Consider the following 17,589-nt stretch of genomic DNA (forward strand, 5'->3'; position numbering starts at 1 on the left):
CCGTTTTCGTACCTTTGATGATTTTGCTAATGAGCAGCGTCGCAAATATAACCTGCCAGCAGATTCATGAAATACCGTATTGAAATCTCTAGCACAGCAGAAGCAGAAGCAGACAAAGCATTTTTACAGTTGTCTCAAATAACTTCTCCTGAAAAAGCAACCCAGTGGTATGCAGGATTATTAAGATTAATTGAGTCTTTATCACAAATGCCAAAACGATGTTCTTTAGCTAGAGAAAATGATTATTTTAGTCAAGAAATGCGTCAGATAATTTATGGTAAAGGACGCAACGCATACAGGATAATTTTCACCATTTTGGAAGGAAAGGAAGTTTCTACAGTTCGTATTCTTCATATCCGTCACGCAGCACAGCAGACAATTGGTGAAGCACCAGATGAATCTGATGCAACATAAATTAGAGAGAATTGCATTTCTGATGTAAAATTGAGAGCGATAGCGCAAGCGCTGACTTGTCAGTTCGCATTATTGATGTAGAGTAAACAGCGATAGCTACGCTCGCCGCAGGCATCGCATTTCTGGTGTAGAGTAAAGAGCGATAGCTACGCTCGCCGCAGGCATCGCATTATTGATGTAGAGTAAAGAGCGATAGCTACGCTCGCCGCAGGCATCGCATTTCTGATGTAGAGTTGAGAGCGATAGCTACGCTCGCCGCAGGCATCGCATTATCTGATGTAGAGTTGAGAGCGATCGCATTTCTGATGTAAAAAAGTTGAGAGCGATCGCTTTATTATTCAAGACTAACAACTACAGCCTGACCTTTTACTAAGGTAGATAAAATATTTAAAATTTTGGGAACTAAAGGTTTGAGATCCATTAATCTATTAGAAGATACTTGCAAAACAACTACAGCAATATTAAACCGAGACAAATTTTGTTGAAAAGATAAATTCCTGTCAACCGTAATAAAAACATCAAACTCTTTTTCTACTAAAGCCAGTAGTTTACCATTTTTAGTTCCCGCCCATCCCATTTGAGGGACTGTTTTGATTTCATAACCTACAAATTCTTTAGCTAACTTGCGGTCAATACATTCATCTAGAAGCAGTTTCATCCTAAGCTACCTGACTAATCATTTGTTTTCCTGCTTCCTCTAAAAATGTAATTACTTGTTCTCTATTAACTGTGGGAAAACCGTCTAAAAAATCATCTATTGAATCTCCTGCTGTCAAATAATCTAAAAGTGTTTGTATAGGAACTCTTGTCCCAGTAAATACAGGAGTACCACTCATGATTTCCTGAGACACACTTATGACTGAGAAATAGTTAGACTTAGACATGGTGTTTTATATTTTCAGGTTATATTCCTAGTTTAGCTATAAATGGGAGTAAGTGCGAAATCTATACCTACGGTTAACTTTCCTAACGCAGTTCTGATGTAGAGTGGAGAGCGATAGCGCAAGCGCTGACTTGTCAGTTCGCATTATTGATGTAGAGTAGAGAGCGATCGCATTATCTGATGTAGAGTGTATAGCGATCGCATTTATTGATGTAAAGTTAGGAGCGATAGCTACGCTCGCCGCAGGCATCGCATTTCTGATGTAGAGTTAAGAGCGATCGCATTATTGATGTAGAGTGGAGAGCGATCGCATTTTTGATGTAGAGTGAGAGCGATCGCATTATTGATGTAGAGTGAGAGCGATCGCTACGGTGTGCTATCTCTTCGAGTCCCGTAAGGGATACGCTAACGCATTTTTGATATAAAGTTGAGAGCGATTGTACAATAGATATAGAGAGTAATAAAAATCTATGAGTATCAACACCTTAAAAGAAATTGAACGCGCAGTCAGTCAACTTTCCTCAGAAGAACTAGCAAATTTCCGTACTTGGTTTGCAGAATTTGATGCAGCTATGTGGGATAAACAATTTGAAGCAGATGTAAAAACAGGTCGGCTTGATGCACTGGCAAAAAAGGCATTACAACACCTACATCAAGGAAATTGTACTGACCTGTGAACCACCGAGCAACTCCAGATTTTTGGTATTATTACCGTCAATTACCAGAAGAAATTCAAGAACTAGCAAATCAATGTTATGAATTATTGAAACAAAATCCTCGTTATCCCTCTCTACACTTTAAAAAAGTAGGGAGTTTTTGGTCAGTACGAGTAGGCTTACATTATCGAGCCGTAGCCGTATTAGAAAATAATAATATGGTTTGGTTTTGGATTGGTTCGCACGCAGAATATGACAAACTATTAGGAATGTAGGAGTATAACGGCTTTCGCTGTGTTTTATATTTTCAGGTTATATTCCTAGTCTAGCTATAAATCTGAGTAAGTGGGAAATATATACCTACGGTCAGCTTGCCTAATGCATTTTTGATGTAAAGTTGAGAGCGATCGCTACGCTCTCTACGAGACGCTACCGCGAACGCCGCAGGTATCGCAGAATGATGAACTTTTTGACGTACAATATAATAGTTCTTATCTACAGCCAACTTAACCAAAATTATTATGAGTATCAGTCTCACACCTAAGCAAGAACACTTTATTCAAACAAAACTGCAAACTGGAAAATACAACTCTATAGAAGAAGTTCTAGAAATTGCTCTACGATTGTTAGATGAATATGACAATGCTGAGACAGAATGGGTTAAGCAAGTGCGCGAAAAAATTGATGCTGCTATTGCAATTTCAGAACATACAGCACCTATTGACGGTGAAACATTTGTAAATCAAATTTTGGATCGTTTTCAGCAACAACGACAGGTACAAAAATGAATCGTTACGTTATTAATATTCTCGCTAGTCGTGATCTGAACGAAGTTGCTGAATACTTCTCACAAAACAACCTAGAAGCAGGTGAAAAATTTTTTCAGGAATTTAATCGCAAATGTCAACAATTAGTTTCCTTTCCAAATAGTGGTAAAAGCTACTCAGAAATACGTGCTGATTTGCGAGGATTAATCCTTGAAGGCTATATAATTTTTTATAGAGTGTTGGATGATGGAATTGAAATTTTACGAGTAGTAAGTGGTCGTCGTAACTTCGGTCTGTTTTTGATGATTCTCAATAGAATAAATTTTACCATACTGTAAGCTATCTCTACGAGACGCTACCGCGATCGCTAACGCACTATTGATGTAAAGTTAAGAGCGATAGCGAAGCGCTCCGTAGGAATCGCATTTCTGGTGTAAAGTTGAGAGCGAAATTTGTATTAGTAAAAAGTGATATCTAAATCAAGTCATTTTCATCAACTAACTGTAAAACACTTTTATACAAAGGTTCAGCAACCCATTCACTGCTAAGTGCTTTAACCATTGTCCGATCTTGAACTGCACGAGTTTGAATCCAAGTAAAAGTTTGTACTTCTTCTGTACCTGCTACGGGAAAATCAGGATCAGTTAATTCTTGATAAACAGCTTCAGGAATTAGGACTTCTCTGTAAAGCTGTTGTAATAAGTGAAGATGGTTAATAGCGGCAAGATTATTGATAGGTGAAGTATCGCTGACAATGATCACAGTCTACCCATCTCCCGCAAATTCTTGATATCTTGTTCAAAATCCTCAACTCCGTAATGAACTGGGATTTGATGGCTTGCGAGTAAATGCTGAAATGCTATACGATTCATACCAGCAAACCGACTAGCTTGAGCAAGAGTTAACTTTTCTTTTTGAAATAGCATCACCGCAATTTCTCGCTTCATTTCTTCTTCATTCATTCGAGTTGTGGTTAATATTTCATTAGAGATGACAACACTCATAGTTATAATCCTCTTGACCATATATTATTATAATTGATTTTACCTATTTTTAATAGAGTTAGGAGCAATACCTCTTCTTCTCTGCGAGATGGTGAGCTACAAAGTGTGCATTTCTGAGGTAGAGTAAACAGCGATAGCGAAGCGCTCCGTAGGAATCGCATTTCTGGTGTAGAGTTAAGAGCGATAGCGAAGCGCTCCGTAGGAATCGCATTTCTGGTGTAGAGTTGAGAGCGATAGCGCAAGCGCTGACTTGTCAGTTCGCATTTCTGATGTAGAGTTGAGAGCGATAGCGCAAGCGCTGACTTGTCAGTTCGCATTTCTGGTGTAGAGTTGAGAGCGATCGCACTATTTGATATACAATAATATCTAGAAACCTTTCCCAAAATATACGGTTATGGCGATAGTTGTTTCCCTGAGTCCAGAATTAGAAGCTCGACTGCGAGAGAAAGCATCACAGCAATGACAAGATATTAGTTTCGTCGCGGCTGAATTGCTAGAGAATATCCTAGACTGGGAATTACAAGACTCAGAAGCAGCTATTAGGGGTATTCAGCAAGGATTAGAAGACTTTGAAGCAGGTCGTTGATGAAAAGTTGGTTCTCGGTCTAAGGCATTGAGGGCAATGCGACGTAATAAAGCAAAGTTTTGTGGACTGTGCATAGAACGAATTCGAGATTCATCTTCATGGAAAGTGACATCCAAGATCCAATGAACAGAGTTTTCAATCCCCCAATGCTGTCGAATTGCACTACCAATTTTGTTAGCATCACTCTTGAGACTAGTGATATAAAATTGAACTTCATGGGTGGTTTTATTCCAATGCTGAACCTTACGAACTACCATGACTACTGTTGTTAATCCTGACCACTGATTTTGTTGATAAAGTCCTGGTAATTGTGAAACTGGAACAGTATAACATCAAAAATAGGTAAATTACATTCTACTCCCAATACTTATCGGTTAAGCGACCGTGCAACCCAACAAAAGCCTGTAAATGTTGGGTTTCCTAACGTCAACCCAACCTACCTGATTTAATGTTTTTAGCTTAACAGACAAGTATTGTGTCAGACCCAATAATTTCACCACCATTAGTCATATTTAAAGCTGAAAATAATTCATTCGATGCAGATGTTGTCTAATTTGTATAGCCTCTAAGTTCTAAATTTAAAATAATTCCACTATATAACTGAAAAGCTGCATCCCAATTAGTTTGTTCTCGACGAAATAAATTAACATGAGAGGGAATTTGATTTAGCATTTCTGTTTGATCTAATACTGTTTCAGCAAAGGGTGTAAAACCTGTCCATGACTTGGCTTGAGGCAATTCATTTTCTAACCATTTTACTAAATTATTCCAATTAATTCTCATGGTATTTTGGGTAGATTGAGAAAATAGTTCTAGACCTTGATTAAAATCATAACCATGATCATAAATTCGTAAAATAGTCTGGATTTTAGGTAAGAGTAAATCACAAAATTGGGCATAGTCTTGGGTTTTAGTTTTGCGTATAATTTGACGACGATGGTTAACATCTACAACTTGTTCAAAAATTGGTAACATTCCCATCACTTTAGCGGTGACTTCTGATAAATCAAAACTAAAAGCACCAAGTTGATCTAATTCATTTCGGCAAAAAACAGTGACTTTTGATTGAGATTCTATAAAATATTCAACTTGGAATACTTTTATTTGTTGAACTTGGGCAATTTTTAGCCAAAAGCAAGGAATACCTGCTTGCTGTAATTGCGTCCCATAAAATTGCAGTTCACCTATTTTACCTGTGCGGTAAACTCTCCAACCACGACTAGGTAATATTAATCTGGCACTGTAAGGATCTAACTGCATAATTTGAGCGAACTTGGGAATAAGTTTAGTTTTAATTTCGTTGTTAATTGGTTCTAAAACTAATATTCCTAATTCGTTATCGTTTGGTGCGGCTATAGCTTGTATAATTGCTTGTTTTCTTGCCGCTTCTTTAATCTCTTCTAAACGTTTTAAACCTTGTCTTGCTTGGTTCAAAATTTTAGTATTAGTCGTTAGTCGCAATAATTGGCGATAAACTTCTTCTGCTTTTTCTTGCTTAGAAGAAACTTCATATAGTTTACCCAAATAAAACCTTCCCCAGAGATTTTCCGGTGATTCTTTGAGTAGTTGTTTAATTAATTTAGCGGCTGTAGAATAATCTTGATTTTTAAAAGAGATGGCAATTTCTTCAAGCATAATCTATTTAATTAATAATTAATTAATAATTGTTAACTTCGTAATTGGCAGAAACTAAAGATAATGCTACAATAGGGGCTGTGACTGCTCTGAGGATGCGACGACCAAGGGAAACAGGTTGAAATCCAGCAGCGATCGCTATGGCAATTTCCTGATCAGTCCATCCACCCTCTGTCCCTGTGGCCACAAGGATTTCCCCAGAAAAACCATTGATTACTGTTTGCAGATGTGGATAATCACCACGGGCTTCACAAAAATAACGGTGAGTTGCACTACATTCGTTCACAGCCGTGCTAAAAGCTACAGGTTCTAAAATGGTTGGGACAAAGGCTCGTTCTGATTGTTCGGCGGCTTCTGCGGCAATTCTACGCCAGCGTTCCAGCTTTTGGGGACTGGGATTTAATAAAGTGCGATCGCTCAAAACCGGAGCAAAACAACTTACGCCCAATTCCGTACAAGTTCGGATGACATCATCAAAGCCATTTCCCTTTGGTAACGCTACCATCAAAGTGATAGATACAGGTAACTCAGTTTTCACCTCCATTAACTCTAAAACCTTTCCTTGTTCCTCTTGTAACTGTGATAGCCACCATTTACCTTTTCCATCCATGGCAATAAATTTATCACCTTCTCCTAACCTTAATACTCTCAATAAATAATGTTTTTGTTGAGGTGTTAATAAAATTTCTGTTGCTTGGAGTTGGGAAGGATTAACAGTAATGCGTTGGAGTTGAGACATAGAATTTTAGATTGAGGATTTTTGTTTTTCAGTACCTAATATGCAAAGTCTAGGCTATATATAACAAATAAGGCATAATTTTAAACATTATTGCCTGTTTCCTTCTCCTAAAATATACCATTTATTTGGCACGATTACTTATTTATCCTCTAACACTAAAAGGCTTTTCAGCTATCAGAAATCATTTAGGAGTCCTATATTTTTGTTAAGTACGTGCTAATAAAGGTGCAGCCGCTAAGAGGGTTTGGGTGTATGGATGTTGGGGATGGGCAAAAATATCTTTAGTTAGACCAAGTTCTACTATTTTACCACCGTGCATGACGGCTATCCGATCGCACAAAAATCTGGCTAACCATAAATCATGGGTAATAAACAAGTAAGTTAAATTAAATTCGGCTTTTAATTCCAACATTAAATCCAAAACTTGTGTCTGCACACTTGCATCTAACATACTCACAGGTTCATCGCAAATCACCAATTTAGGACGTGTAATTAAAGCCCGGGCGATCGCTACCCGTTGTTGTTGTCCTCCAGATAAATCCGCAGGATAACGCTGATAATAAAGTTCTGCTGGTGTTAAACCGACTTTCTCTAACATCCACAAAACCTGCTCTTTTGCAGTTTCAGCATTACCCAAATTGTGAATTAATAAAGGATCAGCAATACTTTGTCCCACTGTCATCGCTGGATTTAAACAAGCGTGAGGATCTTGAAACATCATTTGCATTTGTCTTCGAGAAGTGCGAATTTCTTGAGGAGATAAAGTTGTTAATTCCTGTCCTAAAAACTCAACTTTACCCGCAGTGGGACGAATTAATTGTAATATTGTTCTAGAAAGTGTACTTTTCCCACAACCAGATTCTCCTACTAATCCCAGAATTTCCCCTGAATATAATTCTAAATTAATGCCATCTACAGCTTTAATTGTTTGACCTTGACCTTTAAATATCCTTTCAATAAAGTTAGGTTCAATGGTATAGTGTTGCTGGAGTTCTGTAACTTTGAGAATTGGTAATTGTTGATTGGTAATTGGTATTTGGGAAGTTTCGTCTTCTTTTTGAATATGTAAAGCTGCTTTTAAAAGCGATCGCGTATATTCATGTTCAGGTTGTCTAAACACGGTTTCCGTCTGCCCCATCTCCACCATTTTACCTTGATACATCACACCCAGGCGATCGCAATATTCCGCAACCATGGCCAAATCATGGGAAATCAACAACAATCCCATATTTTCTTCACCGCACAATCTCGTTAATTCCTGTAAAATCTGGGCAGAGACGGTGACATCTAAACTGGTGGTTGGTTCATCGGCCACAATTAGTTTAGGATTGAGGAGTAACGCCAGGGCGATCGCTACCCGTTGACGCATCCCTCCGCTAAACTCATGGGGGTACTGATTCCAACGACTGGCGGGAATTTTTACCTTTTCTAAAGTTATCAGTGCTTTCTCTTTAGCTTGCTGTTTCGATAGTTCCGGTAAATGCGCTTGCAGGGTTTCAATACAATGATTTCCAATGGTCATCAAGGGGTCAAGGCGTGTCATCGGATCTTGAAAAATCAGCGCCACTGATTCTCCGCGAAATTTTCTTAGTTGAGGTGTTGTTAAATCAAATACAGATTGTCCCTGAAAACTCACTTGGCCTTCAACGCGACTAGATGCCGGCAATAAACGCATTACAGCCCGTCCAATGGTCGATTTACCACAACCAGATTCCCCCACCAATCCCATCCTTTCGCCTGGTTGGAGAATAAAAGATACATCATCAACTGCCCAATTTGCTGCTTCTCCACTGCGTTGCGGATAAGAAACTCGGAGATTTTGTATTTTAAATAAAGCTTCATTCATTAACTGTCATTCCTATAATTTATACAGTTACAGCAGGAGGCAGGAGGCAGGAGGCAGAAAGCAGAAGGCAGAAGGTAAAACACCGTTGCTGCTTGAGTTTTGGTTTTCAGTTTGTACCTCTTTGACTTTCAATCTGCTGTATACACAAAATTTTTTTACATTAATTATGAGTCAAAACCTGGACACTGCGAGAATTTCTATTATAATTCCTACTTTGAATGAAGCAGAAAATATCAAAAGTGCGATCGCTAGTACCCAACCTAGCACCAATATTGAAATAATTGTCGTCGATGGTGGTTCAACTGATGGCACTGTAGAAATAGTTCAAGCCTTGGGTGTAAAATTAATCCTATCTCCACCTGGTCGGGCTGTGCAAATGAATACAGGTGCTTTGGCGGCAAGTGGTGAAATCCTCTTATTTCTCCATGCTGATACTCGCTTACCAGGGGGATTTGATGTTTTAATTCGTACAGAACTGGCACAGCCGCAAGTTGTCGCCGGTGCTTTTACCTTACGGATAGATGCACCCAATTGGGGATTAAGGTTGGTAGAATGGGGAGTGAAATGGCGATCGCTTTTTTGGCAAATGCCCTATGGTGATCAAGCAATATTTTTAACTAGATCCATCTTTCAACAAATTGGTAATTTTCCCCAAATGCCGATTATGGAGGACTTTGAATTAATTACTCGCTTAAAAAAATTAGGGAATATTACTCTAGTAAAAGCAGTCATTAATACTTCACCTCGTAGATGGTTGAAAAAAGGCATTGTCAAAACGACCTTAATTAATCAGATAGTAATTATTGCCTATTTATTCGGAATTTCACCAAAACGGATTCACCAATGGTATCGTCAAAAAAAACCAGAGTAAAACCATTTCGTGAGAGCAAGACTTGGGTAACAAGGGAGGAAGAACGTACAAAATATGTAAATTTGGCAACAAAAATACTCTGTCAAAAAATATCTAAATTCCCAATCATCAATCCATGACAAAAAAAGTAGATATTGGTAGTAAACGCTTAATAAGTCTCGCCCCCGATAATTGGGTACAATGGGTAACACAAAGAAAAGATATTCGTGTCAAAGAGTTTATTTCCTCAGAATTTCAATGGATTAGCCGCGATAACGACGTACTAATTAAAGTTGAAAATCCCCAAGAGGAATTTTTAATACTCAATGAGCTACAATTGCGTTATAAAGAGACAATGCCTCTGAGAATGACTGCTTATATTGCTTTAGCACGGGAACGTTATAAATTACCCATTTATCCTGTACTAATCAATATTTTACCCCACGTCAAAACACCCAAAATTCCCAACTTCTATGAACAGGAGTTTATGGGAATCAAGAGTTATCAAGACTATCGGGTAATTAATCTGTGGGAAATTGAAGCGAGTTTAGTATTTCAACAAAACTTAACAAGTTTATTACCGTTTGTACCAATTCTCAAAGGAGGTGGAGAAGAACCAATTGTCAAAGAAGCAGTAATTAAACTGCGAGAGAATGAAAAGTTAAGCGATTTAGAACCCTTGTTATCGTTTTTTGCATCATTTGTCCTAGAAATACCAATAGTTCAACAAATAATGAGGTGGGATATGACAGTATTAAGAGAATCACCCTGGTATAATGAAATCCTCAAACAAGGTTTACAGGAAGGTTTACAACAAGGTTTACAGGAAGGTTTACAACAAGGTGAACAGCGAGGCTTGCAACAAGGCGAAGCTAATTTAATTATTCGTCAATTATCAAAGCGTTTTGGTAATCCAGATTCAGAAATTGCATCACAAATTCGCCAGTTATCAAGTCCTAAATTAGAAATATTAGGAGAAAGTATCTTTGATTTTACTGGTATGGCTGATTTAGAAACTTGGTTACAACAAAATACTGATTAAAAAAGTGCGATTATAGATAGTTTAAAATTATCTCTACGCTAACACAAGACAAATAGAGGAAGCGAAGCCCCTCCTCGCTTGCGGGGAGGGGTTCTTGGATATTAACTCAAGAAACTTAATATGTATAATCTATTAATTGGTAAAGATTAGGTTAATCTTATGAAGACACAATTCCGATTACATAAAAACTTCAAACTTTTATTACTGTGTTTTTTTATTGGTATCTTGATCTTTGCGTTCAAAGACCTGCAAATTCAGGAGTTGATACAAAACTATTTCCTGGAAATTAAAAATCTTGGTATTTTCGCTCCAATTGCCTTTATAGTAATTTATAACTTAGCGACATTATTACTAATTCCTGGTTCAGTTCTCACATTAAAAGGAGGTTATCTATTTGGTTTATTTTGGGGTTCTATTTATGTACTAATCGCTGGTATTATTGGTGCAACTTTAGCTTTTCTTATAGGACGTTACCTATCAAGGGATTGGATTTGCCAAAAACTTGAACAACATCCTAAATTTAAAGCAATTGATCTGGCCGTATCTAAAACAGGGTGGAAAATAGTCCTTTTAACTCGACTTTCTCCCATCTTTCCTTTCAATTTATTAAATTATGCCTTTGGTGTAACACAAGTTTCTCTCAAAGATTATATTTTGGGTTCTTTTGGCATTATTCCTGGTACTATAATGTATGTTTACATGGGTTCTTTGATTAGTAACATTACTATGATTAATACATTTAATCCAAAAACCCAAATTTGGCAATGGACAATGCAAATAATCGGACTAATTGCTACAATTTTCTTAACCATCTACATCACCAAAATTGCTCAAAAAGCTTTAACGGAAATTACCCAACATGAAAATTAAATTGTTCAAATATCAATTTTTTCGACTAAGTTTTTTATTGACTTTTTCAGCCGCAATTATTTTCTTACTGCACACAGAATTTGCCTTAGCACAGGAATCAGTAACAACAACTGGGTTTAATCCCCAAATAATTTTACGAAATGCTTTACAATGGGTTGATAGTCTTGGTAATATAGGAGCGATCGCTTTCATTTTCATCTACATTATTGCCACCATAGCTTTCTTTCCAGGCTCAATTCTCACCCTTGGTTCTGGCGTAATATTTGGAGTATTTTGGGGTTCTCTTTATGTATTTATTGGTGCAACTTTAGGGGCTACATCTGCATTTTTAGTAGGACGTTATTTAGCCAGAGGTTGGGTAGCTAAAAAAATTGCCGGAAATAAAAAGTTTACAGCAATTGATCAAGCTGTAGCTAAAGAAGGACTGAAAATTGTCTTATTAACTAGACTTTCTCCAGTATTTCCTTTTAATTTATTAAACTATGCCTTTGGTTTAACAAATGTTTCTCTAAAAGATTATTTTATTGGTTCTGTCGGGATGATTCCTGGAACGGTTATGTACGTTTATATCGGTTCTCTAGCTGGAAATTTAGCCTTGATTGGTACAGAAAATCAACCTCAAAACCAATCTATACAATGGATAATTAGAATTGTCGGGTTTATAGCCACCGTTGCAGTGACGGTTTATGTAACTCGAATAGCTAAAAAAGCTTTAGATGATGCAGTTTTGTGAAAATTAACAATTTAAAATAGGTAAGTCTGTTAGCTAGAAGAATATAGATTAAATGAACCGAGTTCGCGTAGCTTCCCGGAGGGAAAGAAAGAAAAATTCTGCTATATCTTTGACTGACCAAAATAAACACATACTCAATACTTTAATTTTTAGAGGTAAAAATGACAAATTCCGAATTTGAGCGAGTCACAGTCCTACCAATGGATGAATATAACCAAAAATTAGTATCCTATGTTCACCCACCAAATTGGGTTAATCCTCAACCTGCTGATTGTTATGATTTAGTAGTAATTGGTGCCGGAACTGCGGGTTTAGTTGTCGCTGCGGGCGCTGCGGGTTTAGACTTGGGTTTAAAAGTAGCATTAATTGAAAAACATCTCATGGGTGGAGATTGTTTGAATACGGGTTGTATCCCCTCTAAATCTATTATTCGCTCGGCTCGCGTAGTCGGGGAAATGTGGAAAGCTAAGGAGTTAGGAATTAATATATCTAAACATATTGACGTTGATTTTTCCACTGTTATGGCTCGAATGCGAAAAATTAGAGCAGGTATTAGTCATCATGATTCAGCCGAAAGATTTAAAAATTTAGGAATTGATGTATTTTTGGGTAACGGTCGATTTGCAAGTAAAAATACCGTCGAAGTTGATGGACAAACACTCAAATTTAAAAAAGCGGTGATTGCGACCGGTGCTAGAGCCGTTAAATTAGATATTCCGGGAATAGAAGCCGCCGGTTATCTAACTAATGAAACAGTATTTTCCTTAATTCAAAAACCTAAACATTTAGCAGTAATTGGTGGGGGTCCTATTGGTTGTGAATTAGCTCAAACTTTCCGGCGTTTGGGTTGTGAGGTAACACTATTTCACCGGGGTAATCATATCCTCAATAAAGAAGATCAAGAAGCCGCAGAAATTTTACAAAAAGTATTAATAGATGAAGGTATTCGCTTAGTCCTAAATTGTCACTTAGAAGAAGTGGTGACAGTTACCGAAGGTAAGCGACTGTATTTTTCTGTGAATGGTAATCGAGACTCGGTGACAGTAGATGAAATCTTAATCGGTGCGGGACGTGCGCCAAATGTGGAAGGGTTAGATTTAGAAACAGTGGGTGTAGAGTATGACAAAAAACTGGGTGTAAAAGTTAATGATTATCTGCAAACCACCAACTCTAAAATTTATGCGGCTGGGGATATCTGCATGAATTGGAAATTTACCCACGCAGCAGACGCAGCAGCACGAATTGTCATTAAAAATACCCTATTTTCGCCCTTTGGTTGGGGACGTTATCAACTGAGTAAGTTAGTAATGCCTTGGGTAACATATACCGACCCAGAAATTGCTCATGTAGGAATAGATCCAGATCAAGCAGAGAAATTGGGTATAGAGATCACGACAATTAAGATTCCTTTTAGTAGTATAGATCGAGCGATCGCTGATAGTGAAGAACTAGGCTTTGTCAAAATTCACCACAAAACCGGATCTGATCAAATTCTTGGTGCAACCATTGTGGCCAGTCATGCAGGGGAAATGATTTCCCAAATTACCACAGCCATTGCTCATCAATTAGGATTGAGTAAATTAAGTAGTGTAATTCATCCCTACCCAACTCAAGCTGAAGCAATTAGAAAAGCTGCTGATGCCTATCGTCGCACACTATTGACACCAAAAACTAAAAAACTTTTAGAATTTCTAACCAAATTTTCTTAGCTACATTAGTAGGGTGGGCAATGCCCACCACAAAAAATAACGAAACTAAAGTTTTGATGCCGTATCCGGTGCAATAATTTCACCAGTACCCATCTTTAAGATCATTTCCTGATCTGTAATCAATTCGTTCAATTCCTTAACCTTTAAATTCATCTTCTCGCAAGCTTGCCGTAGTTCTTGAGTAAAGGCATTGAGGTCATTATTATAGCCACATTGAAAAGCAGCTATTTCTATTCCCTGCTTGGCATTTGCCCTAGCACAATCGACTAATTCTGTACCATGCAATCGTGTCGTCAACTTCATAAATGTACTTGTGTTTCCTTAGAGATGATCAGCAATTTGCCATTAATTCATTTTTTATCCATTGACTATTTCTCCTCCATTGGGATGTAATACCTGACCAGACATATAAGAAGAGTCCTCTGAAGCTAAAAATACATAGCTAGGGGCAATTTCTTCCGGTTGTCCAGGTCGTTCCATTGGCACTTGTTTCCCAAAATTAGCAACCTTATCTGCGGGGAAAGTTGAAGGAATTAACGGTGTCCAAATTGGTCCAGGTGCTACAGCATTGACACGGATTCCTTTAGATATCAAATTTTGAGATAAAGAACGAGTAAAAGCAACAATCGCTCCCTTAGTTGAAGAATAATCTAATAATTGCGAATTGCCTTTATAAGCTGTTACCGATGTAGTATTGATGATTGTACTGCCCGGTTGTAAATGCTTGATTGCAGCTTTAGTCAGAAAAAACATCGAGAAAATATTCGTGCGAAAAGTTCTCTCTAATTGTTCCTGACTAATATTTTCAATGCTATCTTGTGGATGTTGTTCAGCAGCATTGTTAATCAGAATATCCAGTTTACCAAACTCATCTACTGTTTGTTGTACAACCTGCTGACAAAATGCTTCATCGGTAATATCTCCCGCAATTGTTACCGCTTTACGTCCATGTTGTTCAACTAAATCTTGTGTTTCTTTCGCATCTTCATGTTCCTTCAAATAAATTAAAGCCACATCTGCTCCTTCTTTAGCAAAGGCAATCGCTACAGCCCGACCAATTCCACTGTCTCCACCGGTAATTAAGGCAATTTTATTTTGTAATTTACCACTACCTTGATAATGAGCATTTTCTGATTTTGGTTTGGGCTGCATTTCTGATTCTGAACCTGGTGGTTCTTGTGTTTGTGGGGGTTGTAGAGTTGTTTTTCTGGCCATACTAATTACTCCCGTTATTATTTTCTGTAAATTTAAAAATAAACCTCAGATCGAAAGTTCAACCCAAGGTTTATTTTTGGCTTTAGCTCCCACTTGTCCTCTACAAGTTTAGGCTTTTCCACCGCGACTGATTGCCAGTTACACTCATGGCTGACAATCTTGCGTGGCTTTTGAATGGGTCTCCCCACACCTAAAACACGCTGTTAATCCAACCACTGAAAACAAGTACACAACTCTCTTATGATGTCGGATTACTCCGTACCATCTGCCCTAAAATTAACTTTTATTTTGTGAGAGTTTATCGTGCTATAGAAATAAACTAATTACTATTTTCCTCACTCGGAAGACGTAAAATTAATTAACAGAAATTACAATTTTGGTATAGAAGCATATAAAATATAATGTATGAAATATGACGTTATAAAATGAGATAAAACCCTTGTCTGGGTAAAGAAACAGTAACAGGAGTAAAATAGGAATGGGTTATGGTGACATTAAATATTTCCGAATTATATCAAGTAGATAAGTTTCATGATTTGCAATTAACTCTGCGCGATCGCTGGAAATCAACCGAGGTATTTGACACCAGTGAAACCGATGTTTTAATCATTCCTTCTGTGAGTATTGATTTCCAAGAATTAAAAAATGTAGAAGGTTATGAGCATTATGAAGAAAGGCTGCTTTTCTCCTTAATGCGGTTACGAAATCCCCGGACAAGATTAATTTACCTAACATCAACACCCTTACACCCCAGCATCATTGATTATTACCTACAACTACTACCAGGAATCCCCTTTTCTCATGCTCGTCATCGCCTATTATTACTTTCTACCTATGATTCTTCCCTTAAACCCCTAAGTCAAAAAATTTTAGAACGTCCCCGGTTATTAGCCCGAATCCGTCAAGCCATACGGATAGATAAAGCCTTTATGGTTTGCTATAATTCCACATTTTGGGAAGCAGAATTATCGTTACAATTGAATATACCCCTCTATGCTGCTGCACCTGATTTACAAATTTGGGGAACAAAAGGTGGTAGTCGGCAAATTTTTAGCCAATGTAGTGTCCCCCATCCCGATGGTAGCGAAGAGGTTTGGGATTCGGCCGATTTAGCCACAGCAACAGCTAATTTGTGGGAACGTCAACCGACATTACAAAGGATGGTAGTTAAACTTAATCAAGGACTTTCTGGTGAAGGGAATGCAATTTTGGATCTGCGGCCATTGATCAATGCGTCCCCAGGAAAAGCTTCTCATCAGGATAGAGTTAGTGCGATCGCTAATAGCTTCCCAACCTTGCGCTTTCAAGCCACACAAGAAACCTGGGCAAATTTTTCTCTGCGTATCCCAGAGATAGGGGCGATCGTTGAAGCTTTTGTAGAAGGAGAAATCAAGCGATCGCCCAGTTTCCAAGGACGAATTAACCCCAGTGGTGAAGTAGAAATCCTCTCTACCCACGACCAAATTCTTGGCGGACCAGACGGACAAATTTATCTAGGTTGTCGTTTTCCGGCTGATGAAAGATACCGTTTACAATTACAAGAACTAGGACTAAAAGTAGGTAAAAAACTAGCAGAAAAAGGCGCGTTAGAAAGATTTGGTGTAGACTTTATCGCCGTTGACCAAGGTAACAATCAATGGGATATTCAAGCCATCGAAATCAACCTCCGCAAAGGAGGAACAACTCACCCCTTCATGACCTTAAAATTATTAACTAATGGTCGCTATGACCGATCCACTGGGCTATTTTACAGCCAGCAAGGTAGACCAAAATATTACACAGCCACAGACAATTTACAAAAACCCAGTTATCGAGGATTATTACCGAACGATTTAATGGATATCATCGCCCACTACAGATTACATTTTGATAGTGGAACAGAGACAGGAACAGTCTTTCACCTCATGGGTTGTCTTTCCCAGTTTGGTAAATTAGGATTAACAAGTATTGGTGATTCACCCCAACAAGCAGAAGATATTTATCACAAAGTTGTCAATGTTTTAGATCAAGAAACCAGCCAAAACAATAACAATTACTCTCTGTTTTCCGATTATGCTTTTCCTATCGCTGGAGATACTTCTAATTATTCATAACCCAAGTTGACTCCTGACTTTTCCCGTTAAATTCCGAAAAGTCCAAATAATACAGGTTTTGAAATAAAGCTCAATTATCAATAAACGATCTTTAATGAGAATAATCAACGATAAAATAGGACTTTGGGCATGGGTTATAATAAGCAATTGCTCAACTGGAAAGATAACGAGAAGAGTCAGAAAGATTAAAGGAGGATTACTGGCTATATGTAGTATTTAATTGTGCATCATCTCCAGAAGTTCATACTGTTTAAGACCCTGTAAAACTAGATTAGTAACCATCTGTAAAAATCGAGCATTATCACCTTGGAGCAAAGGAGATTCTAGGAGGTATAATATAAAATGGTAGTGGTAAAGGAATAGTGATTTTTATCTTTTCTATCCCTATACAAAGCGGTTTACACCAACTTACATCACTACTTCCACATGACTACCTATGGCTTGCTGATAGCGTAGCGTGCCGTTAGGCATATAAATCTCAAACGAAGATACATCAAGGGTTTGAAGGCGAAAAAGGTGAATCAAGTGCAAGGAATAAGCGTTGAAA

The 17,589-nt window shown here is 37.8% G+C and carries 21 protein-coding genes and 2 pseudogenes; 12 read left to right on the plus strand and 11 right to left on the minus strand.

The features are described 5' to 3' along the window. Positions 1-66 precede the first annotated feature (66 nt). Positions 67-414 (plus strand): type II toxin-antitoxin system RelE/ParE family toxin, encoded by a 348-nt coding sequence (locus VB711_RS17565; RefSeq protein WP_323287489.1) that lies wholly within the window; start codon positions 67-69, stop codon positions 412-414. Between the two features lie 334 nt (positions 415-748). Here VB711_RS17565 and VB711_RS17570 read toward each other — a convergent pair whose 3' ends face one another. The 3 genes from VB711_RS17570 to VB711_RS17580 all read right to left on the minus strand — a co-directional run bounded on the left by VB711_RS17570 (position 749) and on the right by VB711_RS17580 (position 1,638). Next, positions 749-1,072 carry a DUF5615 family PIN-like protein gene (locus VB711_RS17570; protein ID WP_323287490.1) on the minus strand — a complete coding sequence of 108 codons (324 nt, stop codon included), beginning with the start codon at positions 1,070-1,072 and terminating at the stop codon, positions 749-751. 1 nt (position 1,073) lies between these two features. Next, a complete protein-coding gene (locus VB711_RS17575) occupies positions 1,074-1,298 on the minus strand; it encodes a DUF433 domain-containing protein (RefSeq protein WP_323287491.1) in 225 nt (74 codons plus the stop codon). Between the two features lie 217 nt (positions 1,299-1,515). Further along, positions 1,516-1,638, minus strand: coding sequence for a hypothetical protein (locus VB711_RS17580; protein ID WP_323287492.1), 123 nt, complete (start codon positions 1,636-1,638; stop codon positions 1,516-1,518). Positions 1,639-1,767: 129 nt separating this feature from the next. Between VB711_RS17580 and VB711_RS17585 the strand changes: the two genes are divergently transcribed. The 4 genes from VB711_RS17585 to VB711_RS17600 all read left to right on the plus strand — a co-directional run bounded on the left by VB711_RS17585 (position 1,768) and on the right by VB711_RS17600 (position 3,058). Beyond that, positions 1,768-1,974: a hypothetical protein gene (locus VB711_RS17585; protein ID WP_323287493.1), complete on the plus strand. Its 207-nt coding sequence runs from the start codon at positions 1,768-1,770 to the stop codon at positions 1,972-1,974. Beyond that, positions 1,971-2,228 carry a hypothetical protein gene (locus tag VB711_RS17590; RefSeq protein WP_323287494.1) on the plus strand — a complete coding sequence of 86 codons (258 nt, stop codon included), beginning with the start codon at positions 1,971-1,973 and terminating at the stop codon, positions 2,226-2,228. Before VB711_RS17585 ends, VB711_RS17590 begins: the two co-directional genes overlap by 4 nt. A gap of 246 nt (positions 2,229-2,474) precedes the next feature. Beyond that, positions 2,475-2,741 (plus strand): ribbon-helix-helix domain-containing protein, encoded by a 267-nt coding sequence (locus tag VB711_RS17595; RefSeq protein ID WP_323287495.1) that lies wholly within the window; start codon positions 2,475-2,477, stop codon positions 2,739-2,741. Continuing rightward, the gene (locus tag VB711_RS17600; protein ID WP_323287496.1) at positions 2,738-3,058 is read left to right on the plus strand and encodes a type II toxin-antitoxin system RelE/ParE family toxin; all 321 of its coding nucleotides are present in this window, start codon (positions 2,738-2,740) and stop codon (positions 3,056-3,058) included. The genes VB711_RS17595 and VB711_RS17600 overlap by 4 nt, the downstream gene beginning before the upstream one ends. Positions 3,059-3,194: 136 nt before the next feature. On the opposite strand, the gene VB711_RS17605 is transcribed toward VB711_RS17600, so the two are convergent. From VB711_RS17605 to VB711_RS17630, 6 genes and pseudogenes are all read right to left on the minus strand, one after another. Further along, a complete protein-coding gene (locus tag VB711_RS17605) occupies positions 3,195-3,482 on the minus strand; it encodes a hypothetical protein (RefSeq protein WP_323287497.1) in 288 nt (95 codons plus the stop codon). After that, positions 3,479-3,724: a UPF0175 family protein gene (locus tag VB711_RS17610; protein WP_323287498.1), complete on the minus strand. Its 246-nt coding sequence runs from the start codon at positions 3,722-3,724 to the stop codon at positions 3,479-3,481. Before VB711_RS17610 ends, VB711_RS17605 begins: the two co-directional genes overlap by 4 nt. A 588-nt stretch (positions 3,725-4,312) precedes the next feature. After that, positions 4,313-4,612: pseudogene (locus VB711_RS17615) on the minus strand (ISAs1 family transposase); the annotation flags it as partial. A 247-nt stretch (positions 4,613-4,859) separates the two neighbouring features. Beyond that, entirely contained in the window at positions 4,860-5,945 is a 1,086-nt protein-coding gene (locus VB711_RS17620; RefSeq protein ID WP_323287499.1) for a tetratricopeptide repeat protein, read from the minus strand. A 22-nt stretch (positions 5,946-5,967) separates the two neighbouring features. Next, on the minus strand, positions 5,968-6,684 hold the full coding sequence (locus VB711_RS17625; RefSeq protein ID WP_323287500.1) for a 16S rRNA (uracil(1498)-N(3))-methyltransferase: 717 nt from the start codon (positions 6,682-6,684) through the stop codon (positions 5,968-5,970). 205 nt (positions 6,685-6,889) lie between these two features. After that, positions 6,890-8,530 carry an ABC transporter ATP-binding protein gene (locus VB711_RS17630; protein WP_323287501.1) on the minus strand — a complete coding sequence of 547 codons (1,641 nt, stop codon included), beginning with the start codon at positions 8,528-8,530 and terminating at the stop codon, positions 6,890-6,892. 166 nt (positions 8,531-8,696) lie between these two features. Between VB711_RS17630 and VB711_RS17635 the strand changes: the two genes are divergently transcribed. The 5 genes from VB711_RS17635 to VB711_RS17655 all read left to right on the plus strand — a co-directional run bounded on the left by VB711_RS17635 (position 8,697) and on the right by VB711_RS17655 (position 13,734). Continuing rightward, positions 8,697-9,401: a TIGR04283 family arsenosugar biosynthesis glycosyltransferase gene (locus VB711_RS17635; RefSeq protein WP_323287502.1), complete on the plus strand. Its 705-nt coding sequence runs from the start codon at positions 8,697-8,699 to the stop codon at positions 9,399-9,401. 115 nt (positions 9,402-9,516) lie between these two features. Beyond that, a complete protein-coding gene (locus VB711_RS17640; protein WP_323287503.1) occupies positions 9,517-10,422 on the plus strand; it encodes a DUF4351 domain-containing protein in 906 nt (301 codons plus the stop codon). A 159-nt stretch (positions 10,423-10,581) separates the two neighbouring features. Next, positions 10,582-11,292: a TVP38/TMEM64 family protein gene (locus VB711_RS17645; RefSeq protein WP_323287504.1), complete on the plus strand. Its 711-nt coding sequence runs from the start codon at positions 10,582-10,584 to the stop codon at positions 11,290-11,292. After that, on the plus strand, positions 11,282-12,025 hold the full coding sequence (locus VB711_RS17650) for a TVP38/TMEM64 family protein (protein WP_323287505.1): 744 nt from the start codon (positions 11,282-11,284) through the stop codon (positions 12,023-12,025). Before VB711_RS17645 ends, VB711_RS17650 begins: the two co-directional genes overlap by 11 nt. Before the next feature lie 161 nt (positions 12,026-12,186). Next, on the plus strand, positions 12,187-13,734 hold the full coding sequence (locus VB711_RS17655) for a mercuric reductase (RefSeq protein WP_323287506.1): 1,548 nt from the start codon (positions 12,187-12,189) through the stop codon (positions 13,732-13,734). Between the two features lie 45 nt (positions 13,735-13,779). Here the strand turns inward: VB711_RS17655 and VB711_RS17660 are convergent, their stop codons facing one another. Together VB711_RS17660 and VB711_RS17665 are read right to left on the minus strand one after the other, a co-directional pair. Further along, positions 13,780-14,037, minus strand: coding sequence for a hypothetical protein (locus VB711_RS17660; RefSeq protein WP_323287507.1), 258 nt, complete (start codon positions 14,035-14,037; stop codon positions 13,780-13,782). 54 nt (positions 14,038-14,091) lie between these two features. Then, positions 14,092-14,949 (minus strand): SDR family oxidoreductase, encoded by an 858-nt coding sequence (locus VB711_RS17665; protein ID WP_323287508.1) that lies wholly within the window; start codon positions 14,947-14,949, stop codon positions 14,092-14,094. A 485-nt stretch (positions 14,950-15,434) separates the two neighbouring features. On the opposite strand from VB711_RS17665, the gene VB711_RS17670 reads away from it, so the two are divergent. Then, complete coding sequence (locus VB711_RS17670) at positions 15,435-17,042, plus strand: peptide ligase PGM1-related protein (protein WP_323287509.1); 1,608 nt, start codon at positions 15,435-15,437, stop codon at positions 17,040-17,042. 185 nt (positions 17,043-17,227) lie between these two features. After that, positions 17,228-17,296, plus strand: a pseudogene (locus VB711_RS26505) (hypothetical protein); the annotation flags it as partial. Positions 17,297-17,589: the final 293 nt, after the last annotated feature.

Origin of the sequence: Cronbergia sp. UHCC 0137, assembly GCF_034932285.1 — a bacterium.
Classification (GTDB): Bacteria; Cyanobacteriota; Cyanobacteriia; order Cyanobacteriales; family Nostocaceae; genus Cronbergia.

Excerpts from the sequence above, each read along its gene's own strand:
- VB711_RS17565 (WP_323287489.1), top strand. The coding sequence starts at position 67 with ATGAAATACCGTATTGAAATCTCTAGCACAGCAGAAGCAGAAGCAGAC.
- VB711_RS17570 (WP_323287490.1), bottom strand. The coding sequence starts at position 1,072 with ATGAAACTGCTTCTAGATGAATGTATTGACCGCAAGTTAGCTAAAGAA.
- VB711_RS17575 (WP_323287491.1), bottom strand. The coding sequence starts at position 1,298 with ATGTCTAAGTCTAACTATTTCTCAGTCATAAGTGTGTCTCAGGAAATC.
- VB711_RS17580 (WP_323287492.1), bottom strand. The coding sequence starts at position 1,638 with ATGCGATCGCTCTCACTCTACATCAAAAATGCGATCGCTCTCCACTCT.
- VB711_RS17585 (WP_323287493.1), top strand. The coding sequence starts at position 1,768 with ATGAGTATCAACACCTTAAAAGAAATTGAACGCGCAGTCAGTCAACTT.
- VB711_RS17595 (WP_323287495.1), top strand. The coding sequence starts at position 2,475 with ATGAGTATCAGTCTCACACCTAAGCAAGAACACTTTATTCAAACAAAA.
- VB711_RS17600 (WP_323287496.1), top strand. The coding sequence starts at position 2,738 with ATGAATCGTTACGTTATTAATATTCTCGCTAGTCGTGATCTGAACGAA.
- VB711_RS17610 (WP_323287498.1), bottom strand. The coding sequence starts at position 3,724 with ATGAGTGTTGTCATCTCTAATGAAATATTAACCACAACTCGAATGAAT.
- VB711_RS17620 (WP_323287499.1), bottom strand. The coding sequence starts at position 5,945 with ATGCTTGAAGAAATTGCCATCTCTTTTAAAAATCAAGATTATTCTACA.
- VB711_RS17625 (WP_323287500.1), bottom strand. The coding sequence starts at position 6,684 with ATGTCTCAACTCCAACGCATTACTGTTAATCCTTCCCAACTCCAAGCA.
- VB711_RS17630 (WP_323287501.1), bottom strand. The coding sequence starts at position 8,530 with ATGAATGAAGCTTTATTTAAAATACAAAATCTCCGAGTTTCTTATCCG.
- VB711_RS17635 (WP_323287502.1), top strand. The coding sequence starts at position 8,697 with ATGAGTCAAAACCTGGACACTGCGAGAATTTCTATTATAATTCCTACT.
- VB711_RS17640 (WP_323287503.1), top strand. The coding sequence starts at position 9,517 with ATGACAAAAAAAGTAGATATTGGTAGTAAACGCTTAATAAGTCTCGCC.
- VB711_RS17645 (WP_323287504.1), top strand. The coding sequence starts at position 10,582 with ATGAAGACACAATTCCGATTACATAAAAACTTCAAACTTTTATTACTG.
- VB711_RS17650 (WP_323287505.1), top strand. The coding sequence starts at position 11,282 with ATGAAAATTAAATTGTTCAAATATCAATTTTTTCGACTAAGTTTTTTA.
- VB711_RS17655 (WP_323287506.1), top strand. The coding sequence starts at position 12,187 with ATGACAAATTCCGAATTTGAGCGAGTCACAGTCCTACCAATGGATGAA.
- VB711_RS17660 (WP_323287507.1), bottom strand. The coding sequence starts at position 14,037 with ATGAAGTTGACGACACGATTGCATGGTACAGAATTAGTCGATTGTGCT.
- VB711_RS17665 (WP_323287508.1), bottom strand. The coding sequence starts at position 14,949 with ATGGCCAGAAAAACAACTCTACAACCCCCACAAACACAAGAACCACCA.
- VB711_RS17670 (WP_323287509.1), top strand. The coding sequence starts at position 15,435 with ATGGTGACATTAAATATTTCCGAATTATATCAAGTAGATAAGTTTCAT.